21 protein-coding genes are annotated in these 21519 nt (G+C 68.6%); 8 read left to right on the top strand and 13 right to left on the bottom strand.

Going from position 1 to position 21519, the window contains the following annotated elements:
- Positions 1 to 1023: 1023 nt before the first annotated feature.
- On the bottom strand, positions 1024 to 1914 hold the full coding sequence (sucD, locus tag AB0E69_RS34710) for a succinate--CoA ligase subunit alpha (RefSeq protein WP_360156185.1): 891 nt from the start codon (positions 1912 to 1914) through the stop codon (positions 1024 to 1026).
- 12 nt (positions 1915 to 1926) lie between these two features.
- Positions 1927 to 3099: an ADP-forming succinate--CoA ligase subunit beta gene (sucC, locus tag AB0E69_RS34705; RefSeq protein ID WP_360156182.1), complete on the bottom strand. Its 1173-nt coding sequence runs from the start codon at positions 3097 to 3099 to the stop codon at positions 1927 to 1929.
- Between the two features lie 188 nt (positions 3100 to 3287).
- Here sucC and AB0E69_RS34700 point away from each other — a divergent pair, with 188 nt between their 5' ends.
- Entirely contained in the window at positions 3288 to 4928 is a 1641-nt protein-coding gene (locus AB0E69_RS34700; protein ID WP_360156179.1) for a glycoside hydrolase family 13 protein, read from the top strand.
- A gap of 49 nt (positions 4929 to 4977) precedes the next feature.
- Here AB0E69_RS34700 and AB0E69_RS34695 read toward each other — a convergent pair whose 3' ends face one another.
- The 5 genes from AB0E69_RS34695 to AB0E69_RS34675 form a co-directional block, all read right to left on the bottom strand.
- The gene (locus AB0E69_RS34695; protein ID WP_360156176.1) at positions 4978 to 5172 is read right to left on the bottom strand and encodes a hypothetical protein; all 195 of its coding nucleotides are present in this window, start codon (positions 5170 to 5172) and stop codon (positions 4978 to 4980) included.
- The gene (locus AB0E69_RS34690; protein ID WP_360156173.1) at positions 5169 to 6029 is read right to left on the bottom strand and encodes a carbohydrate ABC transporter permease; all 861 of its coding nucleotides are present in this window, start codon (positions 6027 to 6029) and stop codon (positions 5169 to 5171) included. The genes AB0E69_RS34695 and AB0E69_RS34690 overlap by 4 nt, the downstream gene beginning before the upstream one ends.
- Positions 6029 to 7006, bottom strand: coding sequence for a sugar ABC transporter permease (locus AB0E69_RS34685; protein ID WP_360156217.1), 978 nt, complete (start codon positions 7004 to 7006; stop codon positions 6029 to 6031). Before AB0E69_RS34685 ends, AB0E69_RS34690 begins: the two co-directional genes overlap by 1 nt.
- A 184-nt stretch (positions 7007 to 7190) precedes the next feature.
- Positions 7191 to 8471 (bottom strand): ABC transporter substrate-binding protein, encoded by a 1281-nt coding sequence (locus AB0E69_RS34680; protein WP_360156170.1) that lies wholly within the window; start codon positions 8469 to 8471, stop codon positions 7191 to 7193.
- A 356-nt stretch (positions 8472 to 8827) separates the two neighbouring features.
- Positions 8828 to 9247: a cobalamin B12-binding domain-containing protein gene (locus AB0E69_RS34675; protein ID WP_360156167.1), complete on the bottom strand. Its 420-nt coding sequence runs from the start codon at positions 9245 to 9247 to the stop codon at positions 8828 to 8830.
- A gap of 134 nt (positions 9248 to 9381) precedes the next feature.
- Here AB0E69_RS34675 and AB0E69_RS34670 point away from each other — a divergent pair, with 134 nt between their 5' ends.
- The 4 genes from AB0E69_RS34670 (at position 9382) to AB0E69_RS34655 (ending at position 13188) form a co-directional block, all read left to right on the top strand.
- The gene (locus AB0E69_RS34670) at positions 9382 to 10239 is read left to right on the top strand and encodes an alpha/beta fold hydrolase (protein ID WP_360156164.1); all 858 of its coding nucleotides are present in this window, start codon (positions 9382 to 9384) and stop codon (positions 10237 to 10239) included.
- 199 nt (positions 10240 to 10438) lie between these two features.
- Positions 10439 to 11335, top strand: a complete 897-nt coding sequence (locus AB0E69_RS34665) for a M23 family metallopeptidase (protein WP_360156161.1) — start codon at positions 10439 to 10441, stop codon at positions 11333 to 11335.
- A 42-nt stretch (positions 11336 to 11377) separates the two neighbouring features.
- The gene (locus tag AB0E69_RS34660) at positions 11378 to 11896 is read left to right on the top strand and encodes a DUF6886 family protein (RefSeq protein WP_360156159.1); all 519 of its coding nucleotides are present in this window, start codon (positions 11378 to 11380) and stop codon (positions 11894 to 11896) included.
- Complete coding sequence (locus AB0E69_RS34655; RefSeq protein WP_360156156.1) at positions 11893 to 13188, top strand: lanthionine synthetase LanC family protein; 1296 nt, start codon at positions 11893 to 11895, stop codon at positions 13186 to 13188. The genes AB0E69_RS34660 and AB0E69_RS34655 overlap by 4 nt, the downstream gene beginning before the upstream one ends.
- On the opposite strand, the gene AB0E69_RS34650 is transcribed toward AB0E69_RS34655, so the two are convergent.
- The 4 genes from AB0E69_RS34650 to pcrA form a co-directional block, all read right to left on the bottom strand.
- A complete protein-coding gene (locus AB0E69_RS34650; RefSeq protein ID WP_360156153.1) occupies positions 13178 to 14116 on the bottom strand; it encodes an NAD(P)-dependent alcohol dehydrogenase in 939 nt (312 codons plus the stop codon). The two genes, AB0E69_RS34655 and AB0E69_RS34650, sit on opposite strands and share 11 nt — an antisense overlap.
- A gap of 48 nt (positions 14117 to 14164) precedes the next feature.
- Positions 14165 to 14830, bottom strand: coding sequence for a TetR/AcrR family transcriptional regulator C-terminal domain-containing protein (locus AB0E69_RS34645; RefSeq protein ID WP_360156150.1), 666 nt, complete (start codon positions 14828 to 14830; stop codon positions 14165 to 14167).
- A 14-nt stretch (positions 14831 to 14844) separates the two neighbouring features.
- Positions 14845 to 15405, bottom strand: a complete 561-nt coding sequence (locus AB0E69_RS34640; RefSeq protein WP_360156147.1) for a hypothetical protein — start codon at positions 15403 to 15405, stop codon at positions 14845 to 14847.
- A gap of 87 nt (positions 15406 to 15492) precedes the next feature.
- Positions 15493 to 17811, bottom strand: a complete 2319-nt coding sequence (pcrA, locus tag AB0E69_RS34635) for a DNA helicase PcrA (protein ID WP_360156144.1) — start codon at positions 17809 to 17811, stop codon at positions 15493 to 15495.
- A 63-nt stretch (positions 17812 to 17874) separates the two neighbouring features.
- Between pcrA and AB0E69_RS34630 the strand changes: the two genes are divergently transcribed.
- Positions 17875 to 18768, top strand: coding sequence for a phospholipase (locus AB0E69_RS34630; protein ID WP_360156141.1), 894 nt, complete (start codon positions 17875 to 17877; stop codon positions 18766 to 18768).
- Here AB0E69_RS34630 and AB0E69_RS34625 read toward each other — a convergent pair.
- Positions 18756 to 19133 carry a hypothetical protein gene (locus tag AB0E69_RS34625; RefSeq protein ID WP_360156138.1) on the bottom strand — a complete coding sequence of 126 codons (378 nt, stop codon included), beginning with the start codon at positions 19131 to 19133 and terminating at the stop codon, positions 18756 to 18758. The two genes, AB0E69_RS34630 and AB0E69_RS34625, sit on opposite strands and share 13 nt — an antisense overlap.
- A 96-nt stretch (positions 19134 to 19229) precedes the next feature.
- On the opposite strand from AB0E69_RS34625, the gene AB0E69_RS34620 reads away from it, so the two are divergent.
- Both AB0E69_RS34620 and AB0E69_RS34615 read left to right on the top strand, forming a co-directional pair.
- Positions 19230 to 19823, top strand: coding sequence for an ATP-dependent Clp protease proteolytic subunit (locus tag AB0E69_RS34620; RefSeq protein ID WP_360156135.1), 594 nt, complete (start codon positions 19230 to 19232; stop codon positions 19821 to 19823).
- Positions 19820 to 20428: an ATP-dependent Clp protease proteolytic subunit gene (locus AB0E69_RS34615; protein ID WP_360156132.1), complete on the top strand. Its 609-nt coding sequence runs from the start codon at positions 19820 to 19822 to the stop codon at positions 20426 to 20428. The genes AB0E69_RS34620 and AB0E69_RS34615 overlap by 4 nt, the downstream gene beginning before the upstream one ends.
- On the opposite strand, the gene AB0E69_RS34610 is transcribed toward AB0E69_RS34615, so the two are convergent.
- Entirely contained in the window at positions 20425 to 21516 is a 1092-nt protein-coding gene (locus AB0E69_RS34610; protein ID WP_360156129.1) for a serine hydrolase domain-containing protein, read from the bottom strand. The genes AB0E69_RS34615 and AB0E69_RS34610 overlap by 4 nt on opposite strands.
- Positions 21517 to 21519: the final 3 nt, after the last annotated feature.

The following is a 21519-nucleotide window of genomic DNA, read 5'->3' as shown; positions in this document are numbered from 1 at the left end:
CGAACCCGAGATCGGAACAAACGACCTGCCCGCCCTCACCGCCTAAACCCCAGAAAGGAGAACGCAGCACTACACCACTCCTGGGGACTTGACCGAAGTGACCCGGGGTGACGGCCTACCCGAACCGCCTGCCACCCCTGGTGGTTCAAACCCAATACAGCCGAGATCCCCGGAAGAAAAGTGTCACCACGCGGCACTTATCCTCCGTAAACCAGCCCCCCACACAAAAACGAAACGGGACTCACCCCCGAAGGCGCCGGTCCCGCCTCCTCCGGCTTCGCGCCGGCTTCCTGCCAGCTGGCGAGCTGCGGGCTGCTGCCCGCGGGCGACTGCCCTGGGCCGACAGCACTACTCGTCGTCCTGCTGGTGACTGCGGCTGCTGGTAGTCCTACCGCGGTGCTATGCGCCGCCTTACCCACCCTGTTTGTTCGGGGCGAGCGCCCCAGGTTCCCGGCCGGCGCCGGGGTTGGCTCGCTGCACTCGCGGGCGACTACCCCGGACTGCACTTTCCCGTCGTACTGCTGTTGACGACTGCTGGTTAGCCCAGCGCGGTGCTATGCGCGGCTCCTTCGTCGCCGTGCGATGCGCCGCCCCACCCACCCTGCTAGGTCGGGGCGAGCGGCCCCGGTGCATCCGGCTGGCGCCGGGGGTTCGCTCGCTGCGCTCGCGGGTTCGCGGCTGGCGCCGCGGGGTTGCTCGCTGGGCTCGGGTGTTGCGAGCTAGCGCTCGCGGATGACTGCCTCGGGGCCGACCCGGGCCGTAAACGGACGCTGGTGACGAGTGCTGGCAGTGACCTCGGGACCCGGCCTACTCGAGCAGCACCTACTGATCGCCCCTACTGGTTCAAAAACCATCACAACGGAGATCTCCGGAAGAAAAGTGTCACGATGCGGCACTTATCCTCCGCAAACCAGCCCCCGACCAGGCGAACGACGAAGGCGACCCCCGCCGCCCCCACACACTCAAACGAAACGGGACCCACCCCCAAGGGGGCAGATCCCGCTTCCAAACCCGGCAGCTGGGCTACTTGCTCAACCCCTGCATGATCTCGCGCATCAAGTTGGCCGTCTCGGTCGGGGTCTTGCCAACCTTCACCCCAGCCGCCTCGAGCGCCTCCTGCTTCGCCGAAGCCGTGCCGGACGAACCAGACACGATCGCCCCCGCATGTCCCATCGTCTTGCCCTCAGGCGCAGTGAACCCAGCCACATACCCAACAACCGGCTTGGTCACATTCGCCTTCACAAACGCAGCCGCCCGCTCCTCAGCGTCGCCGCCGATTTCCCCGATCATCACGATCGCGTCGGTGTCCGGGTCGTCCTGGAACGCCTGCAGCGCATCGATGTGCGTGGTCCCGATGATCGGGTCGCCGCCAATCCCGATTGCGGTCGAGAAGCCGAAGTCTCGCAGTTCGTACATCATCTGGTACGTCAGCGTCCCAGACTTCGAAACCAGTCCGATCCGCCCCTGGCCGGCGATGTCCGCGGGGATGATCCCGGCGTTGGACGACCCGGGCGTGATGATCCCGGGGCAGTTCGGGCCGATGATTCGGGTCTTGCCCGAGGCCTGGGCCGCGGCGAAGAACTCGGCGGTGTCGTGGACCGGGACGCCTTCGGTGATCACGACCACCAGCGGCATTTCGGCAGCAACCGCCTCCATCACCGCGTCCTTGGCGAACTTCGGCGGGACGAAGATGACCGAGACGTTCGCCCCGGTCTCCTTCATCGCGTCCGCGACCGAGCCGAAGACGGGGACCGACTTGCCGTCGAAGTCCTGGCTCTGGCCGGCCTTGCGCGGATTCACGCCGCCGACGATGTTGGTGCCGGAGGCAAGCATCCGGGTGGTGTGCTTGGTGCCCTCGGAGCCGGTCATGCCCTGGACGATGACCTTGCTGTCCTTGGTCAGGAAGATAGACATTTCGGCGATCCCTTACTTCGCTGCCAGCTCGGCGGCGCGCTTCGCGGCGCCGTCCATGGTGTCGACCCGCTCCAGACCGGCCAGGCCGGCCTCGTCGAGGATCCGGCGGCCCTCCTCGGCGTTGTTCCCGTCCAGCCGGACCACCAGCGGCTTCGAAACTGCCTCGCCACGGGAAGCCAGCAGCTCGAACGCCTGCACGATGCCGTTCGCGACCGCGTCGCAGGCGGTGATGCCACCGAAGACGTTCACGAAGACGCTCTCGACCTGCGGGTCCGAGATGATGATCTCCAGCCCGTTCGCCATCACCTCGGCGGACGCGCCGCCACCGATGTCGAGGAAGTTGGCCGGCTTCTGCCCGCCGAACTCCTCACCCGCGTACGCAACGACGTCCAGCGTGGACATGACCAGGCCCGCGCCGTTGCCGATGATGCCGACCGAACCGTCCAGCTTCACGTAGTTCAGGCCCTTGGCCTTGGCCGCCGCCTCCAGCGGGTCGGCCGCGGTCACGTCCTCGAACTCGGCCTGCTCCGGGTGCCGGAACTCCGCGTTCTCGTCCAGGGTGACCTTGCCGTCGAGCGCCTCGACGTTCCCGTCGGCGAGCTTGACCAGCGGGTTCACCTCGACCAGCGACGCGTCCTCGCTGACGAAGACCTCGTACAGCTTGACGATCTCCGGTACGACGCCGTCGACCACGTCGGCCGGGTACTTCGCCGCGACGGCGATCTCCCGCGCCTTGGCCTCGTCCACGCCGGTCGCCGGGTCGATCGAGATCTGCGCCACCGCGTCCGGGTTGGTGTGCGCGACCTCCTCGATCTCCATCCCGCCGGCGGCGGAGGCGATGCAGAGGTAGTTCCGGTTCGCGCGGTCGATCAGGAAGGAGAAGTAGTACTCCTCCGCGATCGCCGCGGCCGGCACGATGTTCAGGATCTTGACGACGTGGCCCTTGATGTCCAGCCCCAGGATCTCCCGGGCCTTCTCCTCGGCCTCTTCCGGCGAGCTCGCCAGCTTCACGCCACCGGCCTTGCCGCGGCCACCGGTCTTCACCTGGGCCTTCACGACCACTCGGCCGCCGATCTTCTCGGCCGCTGCGCGGGCCTCCTCCGGAGTCGTGACGACCTCACCCACGGTCGTCCGCACTCCGTGCTTGGCGAAGACTGTCTTCGCCTGGTATTCCATCAAGTCCACGACTGTGGTCCCTCTCTCGCACCTGTTCGAGTAGGCCGCGGCAGGCGGGCTGTCCCGTTGGAGAGGGCACGGTCGCCGGCGCGCTCCGTCGGCCTGAGACTAACGACCTCGCCGGATCCGGCAACAGCCGGGGTACACGCTGAGACGACCGTCACACGCTGTCGGGCCTCCGTGCAACGCTAGTTGCCATGACCGATCCAGCGACCAGACCAGCTGACGACTGGTGGCGTTCCGCCGTCGTCTACCAGGTGTACCCCCGCTCCTTCGCCGACGCCGACGGCGACGGGACCGGCGACGTGAACGGGATCCGCGCCCGGCTGCCGTACCTCGCCGACCTCGGCGTGGACGCGATCTGGATCAGCCCGTGGTACCCGTCCCCGTTGCTCGACGGCGGGTACGACGTCTCCGACTACCGCGACATCAACCCGGAGTTCGGCACCCTCGCGGACGCCGACGCGCTGATCGCCGAGGCGCACGCGCTCGGCCTGCGGATCCTGATCGACCTGGTGCCGAACCACTGCTCCTGGGAGCACCCGTGGTTCAAGGCGGCACTCGCGGCCGGCAAGGGCTCTCCGGAGCGCGACCTGTTCTGGTTCCGCGAGAGCAAGGAGGGCGGCCTGCCGCCGACCAACTGGCCCGCCGCGTTCGGAGGCGGTGCGTGGCAGCAGATCGAGGACGGCCAGTGGTACCTGCACCTGTTCGACATCTCCCAGCCGGACTGGAACTGGGACCACCCGAAGGTGATCGAGGAGTTCGACTCGATCCTCCGGTTCTGGTTCGACCGCGGCATCGACGGCTTCCGGATCGACGTGGCCGACTCGATGGCCAAGGACCCGGCGCTGCCCGACGTACCGCTGCACAACGGCGAGCCGACCCGGGAGAAGTACGTCGGGAACCCGTTCTACGACCAGCCCGGTGTGCACACGATCCACCAGCGCTGGCGGGCGGTCGCCGACTCGTACGCCGATACGCCCCAGGGCCCCCGCGTGTTCGTCGCCGAGGCGTGGCTGTCGCCGGCCGAGCGGCTCGCGCAGTACGTGCGGTCCAACGAGCTGCATTCCGCGTTCAACTTCGACGTACTGCGGTGTGCCTGGGACGCCAAGGAGCTGCGTGAGGTCATCGACCACACCACGGAGAACCTGTGGGCGGTCGGGGCACCGGCGACGTGGGTGCTGAGCAACCACGACACGATCCGCCACCGCACGCGGTACGGCCGCGCCCAGCGGGACGCGCTGGAGGGCGCAGGCGTTGTACCGACCGACCTGGAGCTCGGTCTGCGGCGTGCGCGGGCGGCCGCGCTGCTGGAGCTCGCCCTGCCGGGCGGCGCGTACATCTACCAGGGCGACGAGCTCGGTCTGCCCGAGGTGGAGGACCTGCCGGAGGAGGTGCTCGACGACCCGACCTGGGAGCGCTCCGGGCACACGGTCCGTGGCCGGGACGGCTGCCGGGTGCCGATCCCGTGGTCGGGCACCGAGCCGCCGTTCGGGTTCGGGCCGGGGACAGGGCAGCCGTGGCTGCCGCAGCCGGCCGACTGGGTCGGCCTGACCGCCGAGGCGCAGGTGGGTGACCCCAACAGCCACCACAGCCTCTACAAGGCCGCGCTGCGCATCCGACGGCAGCACGACGCACTGGGCGAGGGCCGGCTCACCTGGGACCAGGACGCGCCCGACGGCGTGCTGTCCTTCACCCGCGAGCCCGGCTTCCGCTGCGTGGTGAACCTCGGCGGCACCCCGGTGGACCTGCCGTCGCACAGCGAGGTCCTGCTCGTCAGCGCGGCGCTCGAGAACAACCGGCTGCCGGTCGACGCGACGGTCTGGCTGGGACTGTAGAAGCGAAAGGGCCGGACCCCCGAGCGGGGTCCGGCCCTCCGACAAGCTGTTACCGGTACGACCGGTAACGGTCCTCGCGGTCCCGGCGGAGACGGTCGTCCCGATCCCGCCGGTCCCGGTCCTCGCGATCCCGGCGGTCCCGGTCCTCGCGATCCCGTCGCTCGCGGTCCTCCCGGTCCCGCCGTTCCCGGGCTTCCCGGTCACGGCGGTCGCGGTCCTCCCGGTCGCGACGGAACCAGCTCACTTCACGCCACCTGCCGTGAGGCCGGCGACGATACGGCGCTGGAACAGCAGTACGGCGATCACGAGCGGGATCGTGACCACCACACCGGCGGCCATCTGGCTGCCGAACGGCTGGTCGCGGCCCGTCGTCCCGGTGAACTGCGAGACGATCACGTTCGCCGTCTGGATCGACTTCTTGTTGGTCATGCTCAGCGCGATCAGGAACTCGTTCCAGGCCGCGATGAAGGTGATGATCGCGGTCGTGAACACGCCCGGTGCGGCCAGCGGAATGATGACCTTCCGGAACGCCTGGGCCGGCGTACAGCCGTCCACCATCGCCGCCTGCTCGAGCTCCTGCGGCATCTGCCGGAAGAACGCGGTCAGGTTCCACACCGCCAGTGGCAGCGCGAACGACAGGCTGGGCACGATCATCGCCTGGTAGGTGTTGATCCACTTGATGTCGACGAACAGCTTCAGCAGCGGCACGACGAGCGAGATGCCCGGGAACATCGACGTGGTGATGATGATCGCCAGCACGATGTTCTTGCCCTTGAAGTCCAGCCGCGCCAGCGTGTACGCCGCGACCATGCCGATGATCAACGTCAGGATCGTCACCGTGCCGGCCACGATCAGGCTGTTCAGCAACCCGCGGCCGAAGCCGTTGGACCCGCTGAACACGTCCTTGAAGTTCTGGATCGAGAACGGTGCCGGGATGAACTTGTTCGAGAACTGGTCGGCCGGCCGGCGGAACGCCGAAACGACCATCCAGTAGAACGGCCCCAGGCAGTAGACCACGATGAGCACGACACCGGCCAGCGGCAGCCAGCGCTTCAGCGCCGCGTTCTCACCGGCCCGGATCTGCGGTACGTCGGTCGCCATCAGACGTTCCTCCCTGCTTCGGCCCCGACCGCGACCGTGGTCGCCTCGGTCACCGCGGCTCCTCCGTTACGGCCGTTACGCTTCCGGCGCCCGCCACCACCTGGTTTCTTGGCGCGCGCCTCACCGATCACGTCGGCACCGAGGATCTTCACGAACATGTACGCCACCACCGCGACATAGATGAACAGCACCGTCGCGTACGCCGCCGCCGGTCCGTACCTGGTGTTCGAGGCTTCGTCGTACGCGAGCATCGACAGCGACTCGACCGAGTCCTTGTGCGCGCCGACCAGCACGAACGGCAGGTCGAAGATGCGCAGGGTGTCGAGGATCCGGAACAGCACTGCCACCAGCAGCGCCGGTCGCACCAGCGGCAGGGTGATCCGGGTGAACGTCTTCCACGCGTTCGCCCCGTCCACCTTCGCGGCCTCGTAGACCTCGGCCGAGATCGTCTGCAGCCCGGCCAGCACCAGCAGACCGATGAACGGCGCGGTCTTCCAGGTGTCGGCGATGATCACCGAGAGCTTGGACTGCCAGCCTTCGGTCGACCACAGCACCTGGGTGCCGAGCACGGTGTTGAAGACGCCGTCGGCCTGGAAGATCCACTTCCAGAGCAGCGCCGAGATCACGGTCGGGATCGCCCACGGCACCAGGATGCTGGCCCGGACGATACCGCGGCCCTTGAACGCCTTGGCCATGATCAGCGCCATCGCGACGCCGAGCACGGTCTCCAGCACGACACAGATGACGGTGAAGAACGTCGTGTTCCAGAACGCGTTCCAGAACCGGTGCCCGGTGTCGCCGCGGAAGATGTCCAGGTAGTTGTCGAGCCCGACGAAGGTCGAGCCCTTGACGATGAAGCCGTTCGCGTCGAGGTGCTGCCCGCTCTGGAACAGCGACTCCCGCAACGCCGAGATGATGGGGAAGAGGACGACGAGCGCGAGCACGATCATCGTCGGGGAGAGCAGGATCGCGGCCAGCCGGCCGGTGCCCTCGTCGAAGCGCTGCTGGCGCTTCGGTTTCGATTCCTTGGCCGGTCGTTCCGCGACCGGTGCGGTTGCAGTCACCTGCGCCTCCTTCTGCTTCCCGGGGCGGACCCGGGCAGGGACTGGACGGGGCCGGTGCGCAGGCGTCTCCGCACTGCACACCGGCCCCGCCGCACGGTCATTGCGTGATCAGCGACTGCAGCTTGGTCTGCAGGTCGGCCAGCGCCTTGTCCGGCGGGGTCTTCTGGCTGAGTGCGTCGTACGCCGCCTGCTGGATCGCCGCGGTGACGTCGCCGTACTTGACCACTCGGGGCCGCGGCTGCGCGTTCAGGATCGAGGCCTTCAGCGGAGCCAGGTACGGGAACTGCTTGTTCAGCGTCGGGTCGTCGTACAGCGACGCCCAGGTCGGCGCCTGCGAGGTCTTCTCGATGTTCGCCTTCTGCCGCGCCTCGCTGGCCATGAAGTTGATGAAGTCGATCGCGGTCGCCTTGTTCTTGGCGAACTTGCTGATCGCGTAGTCGTGACCACCGAGCGACGAGACACCCGGGCCGGTCTTGCCGGGCAGCGGCGCGACGCCGAACTTACCGGCGATCTTCGACGACCCGTCGGTGGCCGAGGCCTTGGAGTACACGTACGGCCAGTTGCGCAGGAAGAGCAGCTTGCCCTCCTGGAACGCGCGCCGGCTCTCCTCCTCCTTGTAGGTGATCGCGGCCTTCGGGATGGCGCCGACCTTGAAGCCGTTCACCAGTTCCTCGAGGCCGGCCTTGGCCTCCGGGGTGTTCACGTTCGGCTTGCCGTCCTTGTCGACGACCTGACCGCCGGCCGAGTTGACCGCCTCGGAGAAGTTGACCGTCAGGCCCTCGTACTTCTCGAACTGGCCCGAGTAGCAGCTCATGCCCTTCGCCTCGGGCAGCGCGGCCACCTTCTGGCAGTCGGCGAGCATCTCGTCCCAGGTCTTCGGCGCCGCGTTGACCCCGGCCTTGGCCAGCAGGTCGTTGCGGTAGTAGAGCAGGCCACCGTCGGAGGTGATCGGCACGCCGTACAGCTTGTCGCGGTACTTCGCGGTCTCCACCGTCGCCGGGATCAGCTTGCCGAGGTCCGGCACCTTGTCCTGCGGGATCTCGCTGATCCACTGGTTCGCCGCGAACTCCGACGTCCAGACCACGTCCATCACCAGCACGCTGTACGCGTCGGACTGGGCCTGGGCGTTCTGCACCATCTGCTGGCGCTGCGCGTCGGCGTCCTCGGGCAGCTCCTTGAGCTCGACCTTCTCGTTCGGGTGCGCCGAGTTCCAGGCGTTGAGCTGGTTCTGCAGGTTTCCGGAGGTGTCCTTGCCGCTGGCAAGGGTGATCGGCCCCCGACCTTCGAGCGCGCCGGTCGAACTGCCCCCGCCGCTGCTTCCGTTGTCGCCACTACCACACGCGGTCGCGAGCAGCGCGAAGCTGCTCACAACGGCCACGAAGGCCGCCTTGCGTGTGTGTGATCGTTCAAACCTCATCGCTTACCTGCCCTTTCCCGATGTGGGACATCCGCTTGGTCCTGCGTCAGTGGTCGCAATCCCCCACCGCACTGCGATCCGCCCTGTCCGGACAGTAACCGAGAACGGGGCCGATGTGTTCTGAGCCACACACGCGCCGTTCGACGGTCTCTGAAACGGACAGTCGCATGGCTGTATGCGACCGCGTTTGGGAAGCCCGCACAACCAGGTATTTCTTAACGATTCGGTATTACCGATTAGTAACCTGACTGGAGGCAGTGCGCGGGTTCAGAACGACTGCACGCAGTCGCCATCACGCTCCGGAGCGGGTTCGGGACTCAGGCGGGAGATGCCGAGGCGTCGCCGACGTGGCCGCGGACCCAGTCGACGATCTCCGTCGTGGTCGCGCCGGGGGTGAAGATCTTGTGCACGCCGAGCTCGGCCAGCGGCTGCAGGTCCGCGTCCGGGATGATCCCGCCGCCGAACACCACGATGTCGTCGGCCTCGCGCTCGACCAGCAGCTCGCGGACCCGCTTGAACAGCGTCATGTGCGCACCCGACAGCACCGACAGCCCGATCGCGTCGGCGTCCTCGGCGATCGCGGTCTCGACGATCTGCTCCGGGGTCTGGTGCAGACCGGTGTAGATGACCTCCATGCCGGCGTCCCGCAGGGCGCGGGCGACCACCTTCGCACCGCGGTCGTGCCCGTCCAGGCCGGGCTTGGCGACGACGACGCGCAACGGACTCGTAGAAGGCATGTCCGCAGGCTACCGGTGCCGGAACCTCACGGATAAGACACGGAGCTGTGTGTTCGCCGACACCCGGAGTGGGAACCGGTTACCGTGGAAAGTGATCGGACCAATCGGGGGGTCTGGTTGTGAGGAGGCGCCCAATGGGTTCCTGGCAGGAGGACGTCCGCGGCGCGCTGGACGGACTCGCGTACGGCGCCCGGTCGGCCCTCTCACCGCGGGTCCTGCAGGGTGCGGCCGTCGAGCTCGGCTGGCTCACCACCCACCTCGCGATGTACCCGCTCGGCCTCGTCAGCGGCGCCGCACCGGCGCTGCCGGGCCGCCTCAACCTGGCCGGACTCGGCCCGTCCCAGCGCGGCCTGCTGGTCAACGACGTCCGTGCCGCCGGTACGCCGATCCTGCTCGCGCACGGGATCATCGACAACCACACGATCTTCGCGCTGATGCGCCGCCACCTGGCCCGGCGCGGGTTCAGCCGCGTCCACACGTTCTCGTACTCGCCGCTGACGCTGGACGTCCGCCGTACCGCCGAGCGGATGGGCCGGGAGATCGAGGCGATCTGTGAGGAGTCCGGGTCGGACCAGATCCACGTCATCGGGCACAGCCTGGGCGGACTGATCGCGCGGTACTACGTCCAGCGGCTCGGCGGCGACGAGCGCGTGCACACCTGCGTGACGCTCGGGACGCCGCACCAGGGCACGGTCGCGGCCAAGCTGCTGCCGTGGCCGCTGGTCCGCCAGGTGCGGCCGGACAGCGAGCTGATGGCCGAGCTGGCCGAGCCGGCTCCGGGGTGCCGGACGCGGTTCGTTGCGTTCTACAGCGACGTCGACCAGCTGATCGTGCCGCAGCGCCAGGCCCGGATCCGGCACCCGGACCTGCTGGCGAGCAACGTCCGCGTGCACGGCGTCGGCCATTTGTCGCTGCCGTTCCACGGAGACGTCGTGCACCAGATCACCGGCGTACTGGCCCACCTGGACCAGTCGGCGGAAGAAACTGCCTGATCAGGCGGCCAAACGGCCCTACCGAGCGGATGCACGTGCAGGCGCTCTGTGCAAAAGTTTCGTGAAGGAGAGCCAGAAAAGTGGGTGGCAGGGTTTGTCACCCCGTGACTCATCCGTTATCGTCCCTCAGGTCGCCACGGGAATAAACCCCCACAGCGACGGACAGTGTGCCCCTCCCCTGTGACCGAAAGGCCACGTTGTGTCCCAGCACCGTGCCGCGGGCGACCGCGTCACGCCCGGCAACGCTGCGCGCAAGACCGGCGCAGGACGTCATAGTGCCAAGCATCGCGTCGCCAGGCGTAGCACCCCCAGCAGTACCCAGATCGTCGGACTGACCGCCGCGCTCGCCGCGGCCGCCGGAGCTGTCGGCTTCAGCCACAGCTCGCTGGCGAGCCCGACCCAGGCCAACTCCGCGGTGAACCTTGCCGCGGCCAGCCTCGACAACGGGTCGCTGTCCGGTATCACCACCGCACGTATCCAGGCGCGTCAGCTCGCCACCCGTGACTCCTCCCGGGTCCAGCTGGCCGACACCACCAAGAAGCAGTCCGCGGCCAACAAACTGGCCCAGGCCCGCCAGATCAAGCTGGACGCGAGCCGGGCCCTGACCGCGAAGCGCGCGACCGCGCTGGCGCTGGCGAAGGCCAAGCAGGAGGCGGCCGACAAGCTGGCCCGCGAGTCGGCGACCCGCTGCGAGATCATGGTCACCGGCTACCACATCACCGCGACCTTCGGGCAGGGCGGCAGTCGCTGGGCCCACAACCACACCGGCCTCGACTTCGCCGCCCCGATCGGCACCCGGATCGGCGCCGTGATGAAGGGCGTCGTGATCTTCGCCGACTGGGCCGGCCCGTACGGCCGCCAGGTCCAGGTCCGGCACGAGGACGGCACCGTCACCTGGTACAACCACATGTCGAAGTTCAGCGTCGAGGTCGGCGAGACCGTGTACGCCGGCGACGAGGTCGGCCGGGTCGGGATGACCGGCAACACCACCGGCCCGCACCTGCACTTCGAGGTGCACCCGGACGGCGGCGCCGCGATCGACCCGGACCCGTGGCTGCGTAACCACTGCGGTCTCAACCCGTACACCGCGGGCTAATTCCGGAGCGCCGAAACCCTCAGCCTGGCTAAGCTGCGGCGCATGCGCCCGGCACCCGGTCAGGTCCTGCACTTCTCCGAAGATCCGACGATCACGTCGTTCACGCCGTACGTCGCGAAGACGGCCGGCAAGGTCACGCCGTACGTGTGGGCCGTCAACCACGACCGGGCCCCCGACTACTGGTTCCCGCGGGAGTGCCCGCGCGCGATGGCCTGGGTCGGTCCGTCGACCACTCCCGAGGACCGGGACCGCATCATCGGTGCGGGATCCGGCGACCGCGTGCACGCCGTCGAGTACGGCTGGCTGGACGCGATGCGGTCCGTCGAGCTCTACGCGTACCGGCTGCCGGCCGACGACTTCTCGGAGTACGACGCGGCGATGGTCGCGACCACCGAGGTCGAGCCGCTCGGCCCGGCGGAGCGGGTCGGCGACCTGTTCGAGCTGCACGACGAAGCGGGGATCCAGTTGCGCGTCCTGAACCGGCTGCACGACTTCTGGGCCGAGACCGTCGCCAGCACGCTCAAGTGGAGCGGCATCCGGCTCCGGAACGCCAGGCCATGAGGTACGGCGAGCTCGGCGAGGCCGCCTGGGCCTGGGTGCTCGGCCAGGTGCGCTGGGACGACGACGGCCCGTGGATCCCGGAGGCCGGCGGCGGCGAGAAACCCGATGAATACCTGAACGGGATGCACAGCGGGATCGGCGGGCTCGCGCACGTACTCACCGAGCTCAGGCTCACCCGTCCGTTGACCTCGGGCGAAGAGCAGTTGGCCGGCGCCATCGCGGACCGCATCCGCGGCTCGATCCCAGCTGATCCGTCGATCTCGTTCTTCGACGGCCTCGCCAGCTCGATCGGCGTCCTGACCGCTCTTGGTGAACCCGGTTCTGGGTCCGCGGTGCAGCGCGCTCTGGACATCGCCATCGTCGACGGGTGGAACGAAAGCACCTTCCAGAACGAGACGCGGTACCACCCTGGAGCTGTGGGCAACGACGTGACGCTTGGGAATGGTTCCGGGTTGATCGGTGCGCTCTGGGCGTTACGGCACGGGGTGGACGCGCGGGAGCTGGCGGAGCGGTCGGCGGACTGGGTGCTCATGCAGAAGGTGACGACTGAGGCCGGGCTGACCTGGCCGTTCGTCTCGCAGTGTTTCCGGCAGGACGAGGGCATCGACATGCCGAACTTCTCGCACGGGCTGGCCGGGACGGCCGCGGTGCTGGCGGTGGCCGGTGTCGAGCTCGAGCGGCCGGAGCTGATCGAGGCGGCGCGGCTCGGAGCGGAGCAGCTCGTGACGCTCGGGATCAACGACGACAAGGGCTTCCGGGTGCCGCGGGTGATCCCGTGGGCCGAGCGGCACGGCGACGAGTACACCTACAACTGGTGCCACGGCGGCGCCGGTACAGCGTTGCTCTTCAGCGCGCTCGAGTACGCCGAGGTCCCGCGCGTGGCCGGTGAGCCGACGAAGCTCTGGCGCCGGCGGTGCCTGGACGGCGTCCGGTACTCCGGGATCCCCGAGCGGCTCCACCCCGGCTTCTGGGACAACGACGGCCGCTGCTGCGGTACTGCGGGAGCCGGCGACGCGTTCCTGGACGCGTGGCAGCGAGATGGCGACAAAGACGATCTGGAGTTCGCCGTCCGGCTGGGTGATGCCCTGGTGGACCGTGCGTACCGGGAGAACGACCACGCCTACTGGCGATTCGTCGAGCACCGGAACGACGACCCGCTGCTGCCGCCGGGCGTCGGCTGGATGCAGGGTGCGGCCGGGATCGCGGCGTACCTGCTCCGGCTCGACCGCGTGCTCGGTGGTGACGAGCGCGCGGTCGCCCGGATGGACAACTGGTGGGCCGTCACACCGTAAGAACCACCTTGGCCCGCGCGTGCTCGCCTTCCAGGTAACGCATCGCGTCGGCGGTCGCAGCCAGCGGATAGGTCCGATCGACCACCGGCTTCACCTTGCCCGCCTCGATCAACTCGCGCAGCTGGGCCAGCAGCTCCGCGCCCGGCCGCACGGTCAGCACCTCGGTGCGCGACAGCTTCCCCCGGATCATCAACCCCATCGGGCCGAAGACGCTCCCGCCGGTGAACACGCCACCGCCGGACAGGATGACCCGCTGGCCGGCCTTCCGAAGGTCACGAAGCGACCGGTTACCCACCAGGTCCAGCAGGACGTCGTGCTGCTCAACGCTTCTGACGAAGTCCGTGGTCTTGTAGTCGATCACCTGATCCGCCCCGAGCGACTCGAGCAACTCGACGTTCCGCGTGCTGCACACCGCCGTCACTCTTGCGCCGAACGCCTTGGCGAGCTGTACGGCGAACGTGCCGACCCCGCCGGACGCGCCATTGATCAGTAAACGCTCGCTGATACCGCTCACACCTATCAGCGCCGTCTGCCCGGCCAGCGGGACGGCCGCGGCCTCCTCGAAGGTCAGGTTGGCCGGCTTCTGCTCAACCCGCCCCTCCCTCGCTACGACGTACTCGGCGAAGGCTGCCGGCGAATCGCCGTACACCTCGTCCCCGGGTCGGAAGCGGGTGACTGCCGACCCGACTGATTCGACCACCCCGGCGAAGTCCGAGCCACGGATGCGGTCGTTGGGGCGGAACCACCCGAGGTCCCTGGAAGGTCTGGCGACATACGGATCGCCACGGAGCACGTGCCAGTCTCGTGCGTTGAGTGAGGCGGCTTGGACGCGGACGAGGACTTGGTCGGTGGCTGGTTCGGGCTTGGGAACGTCGGCGAACTGGAGTACGTCGGGTGATCCGTAGCGGTCCTGGACAACAGCTTTCATCGATCACACCCCCTTACAACGTAAGGCTGGCTTACGTTGTAAGAAAGGTCAAGCGTTCAGCCGCTCCAATCCGTCCAGGAGCAGATCCAGCGCGAACTCGAACTCGGCCTGGTCGTCGCACCAGCCGATCGTCGAGTCCGGGTCGTCGTGCGCGACCTCGGCGAGCATCCCCGCCAAGTTCGGCAACTGGTCGGCCATCTGCGCGAACATCTCCATGTCCGCGTCCGACGCCGCCTCACCCGGGTCGAACAGCTCCTGGCTGAAGCCCAGCGCCCGGCTCCCCAACGCGTGCAGGGCGTGGTGCGCCAGGTCGTTGGAGAAGCCGCCCGACCGCATCAGCCCGACGATGCCGTCGTGGTACAGCACGACCGCCGGACGCATCGTCGTCCGGCTCTCCAGCAGCCGGGGCGCCCACGGGTGCCTGAGCATCACCTGCCGGGCGGCCAGGATCTGCTGCCGCAGCGCGGCCTTCCAGTCCGGCTTCGGGTCGAGCTTGCCGACGGCCTCGGTGATCTCTTCCATCAGTACGTCGACGAGGCCGTCGAGCAGGGCGTTCTTGTTGGCCACGTGGTAGTACAGCGACATCGCCTCGGCGCTCAGGGCCTCGCCGATCCGGCGCATCGTGACGGCCGGCAGTCCGTCCGCGTCGGCGATCTCGACGGCGGCTCGCAGTACCCGCTCGCGGCTGAGTGGGGTTCTTTCAGCTGCTTGCATTCATACAGCGTAAGTCAGCGCTGCCAGACCTCTGCGGTGGTCAGGAAGGCGGACGAACCGGGCTTGTCGGGCGAGCCGTCGACCTGGACGAAGCCGGGCACCGAGGCGCCGCCGATGGACACGGTCGCGGACCGGACCGGCGCGATCACCAGGCTGAGGCTGTGATTGCCCTCGGCGAGCTGGAAGTTGTCGGTCGCGAAGAGCCGGCGGTCCAGCACGCCGCCCATCTCGATCTGGATGTCGGCCGCCTTGGCGCTGAGGCCGTCGGCCAGGTTCATCGAGACCTGGACCAGGTCGCGCTCGACCGCGGGCTCGTGCCAGGGCAGGCCCTGCACCTCGAGGAACGAGCGGACGAAGTACCGCTCCAGCCAGGCGGCCAGGTCGACGTCCTCGGACACCACCCGGACGATCCCGTCGAACCACAGCACGACCGCCGTCCCCGCGCCGCGGATCGACCAGTCGACCATCCAGATCGAGGCGTACGCCGTCACCTTGCCGTGCTCGTCGAACAGCCGCAGCCCAGGATTGGCACCCGCCAGGATGATCCGGCGGTTGCTGCCAGCCGACTTGGACATGAGGGGGAACGCTTCCGGGAGGGGCCGAAGATCCTTGATTGTCTCAATCTCCGCCCCAGATGCAACGCAAACGTCCCAAACGTTGGCTTAGATCTTTTCCACCGGGGCGTAGCGGAGCAGTAGCCGTTTGACACCTTCGGAGCCGAAATCTATGTCTGCCTGGGCTTGCTGGCCTTCGCCGCGGACGACGACGACCGTGCCCATGCCGAAGGTGTCGTGGACGACGCGGTCCCCTGGGTTGAGGCTGATCACCGGCTTGTCCGAGGCCGTCCGGCGGGGTGGCTCGTACCGGCTCGAGATGCCGCTGCCGCGGGTCGTGCCGGTACCGGACCAGCGGGTGATCGCGGACTCGTCGCGGCGCCAGTCGAGCAGCTCGGACGGGATCTCCTCGAGGAACCGGGACGGTGGGTTGTGCTGCGGAGCGCCGTACGCCGAACGCACCGCCGCGCGCGAGATCGCCAGCCGCTGCCGGGCCCGGGTGATGCCGACGTACGCGAGCCGGCGCTCCTCCTCGAGCTCCTTCAGGTCGGTCAGCGACCGGGAGTGCGGGAAGACGCCGTCCTCCATCCCGGTCAGGAACACGACCGGGAACTCCAGGCCCTTCGCGGTGTGCAGCGTCATCAGCGTGACCACGCCACCGTCTGCCGCCGCGTCCGGGATCTGGTCGGCGTCGGCGACCAGCGCGACCCGCTCCAGGAACGCCTGCAGATCCGCGGCCTCGCCGGCCGCGGTGCGCTCCTCGACGAACTCGCGGGCCACCGAGATGAACTCGTCCAGGTTTTCCAGGCGGGTCTCGTCCTGTGGATCCGGTGACTTCTGCAGCGTCTCGTAGTACCCCGAGCGGTGCAGCGCGACGTCGAGGATGTCGTCCGGCGGCGCGCCCGAGTCGACCATCGTGGTCAGCTCGTCGAGGATGTCCACGAAGGCCTGCACGGCGTTCACCGAGCGCGCGGCCATCGCCGGCGCGTCCTGCGCCCGGCGCATCGCCGCGGCGAACGAGATCCGGTCCCGCGCCGCGAGCGACTCGATCGCGGCCTCGGCCCGGTCGCCGATCCCGCGCTTCGGCTCGTTCATGATCCGGCGCAGCGAGACGGTGTCCTCCGGGTTCACCAGCACGCGCAGGTACGCGAGGGCGTCGCGGACCTCCTTGCGCTCGTAGAACCGGACACCGCCGACCACCTTGTACGGATGGCCGGTGCGGATGAACACTTCCTCGAACACCCGGGACTGCGCGTTGGTCCGGTAGAACACCGCGACGTCGGCCGGCTTGATCCCGTCCGCGTCCGTCAGCCGGTCGATCTCGTCGGCGACGAACTGGGCCTCGTCGTGCTCGTTGTCGGCGACGTACACCGCGATCTGCTCGCCCTGGCCCTGGTCGGACCAGAGGTTCTTCGCCTTGCGGCCCTCGTTGCGCGCGATCACGGCGTTGGCGGCGGACAGGATGGTCTGGGTGGAGCGGTAGTTCTGCTCCAGCAGGATCGTCTCGGCGCCGTTGAAGTCTTCCTCGAAGGCGAGGATGTTGCGGATCGTCGCGCCGCGGAACGCGTAGATCGACTGGTCCGAGTCGCCGACCACCATCAACTCGGCAGGCGGCGCCGTCGGGCCGTTGTAGCCCGCCGGGTCTTCGCCGCAGAGCTCACGGATCAGCGTGTACTGCGCGTGGTTGGTGTCCTGGTACTCGTCGACGAGCACGTGGCGGAAGCGGCGCCGGTAGTACTCACGGACCTCGGGGAAGGCCTGCAGCAGGTTGACCGTGGTCATCAGCAGGTCGTCGAAGTCCAGCGCGTTCGCCTGGGCGAGCCGCTCCTGGTACGTCCGGTAGCACTCGGCGTACGTCTGCTCGAGATGGTTCTCCGCCTTGGACGCGGCCGTCTCGTGGTCGATCAGCTCGTTCTTCTGGGTGCTGATCCAGTTCAGCACGGCGCGCGGGTTGTACCGCTTGACGTCCAGGTCGAGCTCGCGGCAGACCAGCGTCATCAGCCGGCGCGAGTCGGTGTCGTCGTAGATCGAGAACGTCGAGCTGATCCCGAACCGCTTGATGTCGCGGCGCAGGATCCGCACGCAGGAGGAGTGGAAGGTCGAGACCCACATCAGCTTCGCCCGCGGCCCGACCAGGTCGACCACCCGCTCGCGCATCTCCGCGGCGGCCTTGTTGGTGAACGTGATCGCGAGGATCGACCCGGGGTGCGCGTCGCGCGCCGCCAGCAGGTAGGCGATCCGCCGGGTCAGCACCCTGGTCTTGCCCGAGCCGGCACCCGCCACGACCAGCAGCGGTTTGCCGGAGTGCACCACCGCGGCCCGCTGCTGCGGGTTGAGCCCCTCGAGCAGCTTGTCCGGATCGGTCCGATGCGACTTCGGCTCCTCCAGCGGGGCGGGGAGCTCGTCGGGCGAGAACAATGTGGTCATCACCCAACACCATAGGCGCTCGCTCCGACAGTTACCGAAACCGCGGGGCACTACGGTGAGGTCATGGCAGAAACCTCCCGCTTCGATGGTCTGGTCGATCGTGTCGCTGAGCTCTACGCCGGCGAGAAACCGGCGGAAGCGCTCGCGCTGCTGGAGGCGGAGAGTGCCGGGCTCGAGCCGTGGGCAGCGGACCTCGCCCACCTCAAGGCCTGCCTGCTCGGTGTCTCCGGTGATGCGGACGGCGCGCTGCGGACGCTGCAGGAAGCGAGTGCGGCCGGGCTGTGGTGGGACCCGTCGATCCTGACCGGCGACGACGATCTGGCCGCGCTGCAGGACCGGCCCGAGTTCCAGGAGCTCGTCGCGGTGTCCGGCGAGCGGGTGTCGGACGATCCGGTCGCGCCACTGATCGAGCTGCCGAAGGGATCGGTCGCCGGGACGGTTGTGGCATTGCACGGCGCCGGCCAGCGGGCGGCACAAGCGGCCGAGGACTGGGCCGGCGTACTGGAGCTCGGCTACGCGCTGGTGTGTCCGACGTCGTCACGGCGGATGACTCCGATGTACCGGACCTGGCCGGACCGCGAGAAGGCGACGGCCGACATCGCCCGCGCGCTCGGCGAGCTGCCGGTCGAGCTGGCCGGCGGACCCGTCATCGCGGCCGGCTTCTCCGCCGGCGGCCGGGCCGCGCTGGACTGGGCGCTGACCGCACGGCCTTCGCAGCCCGCCGGCGTACTCGCGATGGGACCGGCGCTCCGCGAGCTCCCCGGGACCGCGGCCGGAAAGTTGTCACGGGCAACGATCTGGATCGGCACCGAGGATGGCCTGCTGACGACCGTGACCGATGCCGAGGAGCAGCTGACCGAACTCGGCCTCACGGTCGAGCGGGTGCCGGAGCTCGGTCACACCTTCCCGGCCGACTTCAGCGAGCGGCTACAGCAGCTGCTGGGTCAGGACAGCTGACGGGTGAGCTGTAGCTCGACGGGCGCGGCGCTGCCGAGCCAGAGCAGCTTGGCGGAATGGTCGTCGCACGAGGTGATGCGGAGACCCGGCACGCCTTCGATCTGGCCCTCATAGTCCTTGGCGGCCAGGTGCGCGACCACCTCGGCGAGCTCCGGCCCGTCCATCCACTCGACGCGGGCGAGGTCCGCGCGCGCCTGCCACATATCGACCCAGCCCGCCGGGTCCTCACCGAACAGCATCGTCCGCAGACTCATCGAGACCGCGCCGAGCAGCGTCGCCGCCGGTGTCGCAGTCAGCTCCAGCAGGGTGCGCTCCGGCTCGGACAGACCGTCCGCAACCAGCATCGCGTCATCACTCGAATTCACCCGCAGGAGACTGCCACACGAACGGCTTTGCTCTGGGCAGACTTGCCGTCAGCAGAAAAGGTGGGGCGAAGGCGGTAGCGCGGTCAAGGTGGAGACATGGCAGAAGACATGAAACCGCCGATGTTCAACGAGACGGCGCGGCAGCGGCTGTTCGGGCAGCGGATCGTCGTCCTGGACCGAGTTCTCGACGACGACATCGGGACCTTGCTGGCCACCCAGATCATGACGCTGGCGGCCGAGGACCCGGACACCGACATCGCGTTCTGGATCCACTCGCCCGGCGGCTCGGTGCCGTCGATGCTCGCGATCCGCGACGTGATGCGGATGGTCCCGTGCGACGTGTCGACGCTGGCGATCGGGCTGGCCTGCAGCGCCGGGCAGTTCCTGCTGTCGGCCGGTACGCCGGGCAAGCGCTACGCACTGCGGCACGCCCGTATCCTGATGCACCAGGGCTCGGCCGGGATCGGTGGATCGGCGGTCGAGATCGAGATCCAGGCCAACGACCTGCGGCACCTCCGCGACACCTTTCTCGGGCTGATCGCCGACGACACCGGCCAGCCGTTCGACACCGTGCAGGAGGACTCGCTGCACGACCGCTGGTACACCGCCGAGCAGGCTCGCGAGTACGGCTTCATCGACCACGTCGTCGAGTCCTTCGACCAGGTGATGCCGAGGAGGGCCGCAGCATGAGCAGCTACACGATCCCGAACGTGATCGCGCAGCACCCGCGGGGTGAGCGGATCATGGACGTCTACTCGCACCTGCTCACCGAGCGCGTCATCTACCTCGGTACGGCGATCGACGCCGGCGTCGCGAACGCGATCATCGCCCAGCTCCTGCACCTGGAGACGGACAAGCCGGAGGCGGAGATCAACCTGTACATCAACTGCGAGGGCGGCGACATGACCGCGATGCTCGCGATCTACGACACGATGCGGTTCATCCAGTCGCCGATCGCGACGTACGGCGTCGGGCAGGCGATCTCGGCCGGTGCGGTGCTGCTGGCCGCGGGTACGGCGGGACGTCGAGCGATCCTGCCGCACGCACGCGTCGTACTGCACCAGCCGGCCGCGCGGGGACAGGGGACGATCCCGGACCTGATCCTGCAGGCCGACGAGGTGGTGCGGGTGCGTGGCCAGGTCGAGTCGATCCTGGCGCACCACACCGGTCAGTCGGTCGAGCAGCTGCGACACGACACCGACCGGGACCACGTCCTGACGGCTGACGGCGCCAAGGAGTACGGCATCGTCGACCACGTGATCCAGGAGCGCTCCCCGCTCCCAGCGCTGGTCTAGTCGGTGACTGCTGCCAGGACCTTGTCCGCGACGGCGGCGTGGTGGAGGAGGTCGGCGCGGGGGCGGCCGGCCCGGTTGGTGACGTAGGCGTACACGAGTCGCCGGTCCGGGTCGGCCCAGCCGATGCAGCAGTTGCTCCCGTTGTGGCCGAAGGTCCGTGGGCTGCTGAGGGTGCCCAGTGGGCTCACTGCGCCTTCCAGCCAGCGCGGGCCGCCGAGCTGGAAGCCCTGCGACCAGCGGATCGGTGCCTGGGCGGTCCGGTCCAGCTCGCCTTCGCTGGTCGGGTGCACAGCCGCCAGGATCGACTCTGGGCGGAGGATGCGGCCACCTGGTGCCACGCCGCCGTGTAGCAGGGCTTGGTAGAACGCGGCGAGATCTCGTGCGGTAGTGGAAATGCCAGCCGCCGGTATGACGGCTTGGCGGGTACTGCGGCGGTTCACCACGGACTGCACGAACGGACCGGCCGGACCGGATCCCTTCAGCGGGACGTGGCGGCCCCACTGGTCCGGCGGGAGGCCCAGGTACGTGTCGGTGACGCCGAGCGGTTCGAGGACGGCGTGGCGTACCAGCGCTTCGATCGGTGTGCCGCTGCAGCGCTGGGCGACGCGAGCGAGGGTGAAGCCGAAGGCCAGGGGGCTGTAGGCGACCGTGCCGATCGGCCAGCGCCGCGGCGCCTCCTCGATCCGGTGCAGCGAGCGGTCCCAGTCGGTCATGGCGCGGACCTCACCGACGTACGAGCCCGCGTTGGAGAGGCCGGAGCGGTGCTGGAGGACCTGACGGACAGTGATCTCCCGCTTGCCGTTGTGACCGAACTCGGGCCAGTACGCCGCGACCGCGTCGTCCAGGTGCAGCCGGCCGGCCTCGACCAGCTGGTGGATCACGACAGCGACGTACGGCTTGCTGGCGGAGAACAGCCAGAACAGGCCGTCCGGCTCGCAACCGAACGCTCGATTGACGACCACCTGCCCGTCGCGAATGACACACAGCTGCGCCGCGGCACGCCTGGCCTCGACCAGCTCGCCCGCTTCCACCAGCAGAGCTTCGTCGAGTCCGACGTCCCGCGGTGCGCAGGTCCCACCGAGCTCCATGAA

The organism is Kribbella sp. NPDC026611 (genome assembly GCF_040638345.1).
Taxonomy (GTDB): domain Bacteria; phylum Actinomycetota; class Actinomycetes; order Propionibacteriales; family Kribbellaceae; genus Kribbella.
The sequence above is the reverse complement of the archived record's forward strand: the minus strand, read 5'-3'. Positions and strand labels throughout refer to the sequence as shown.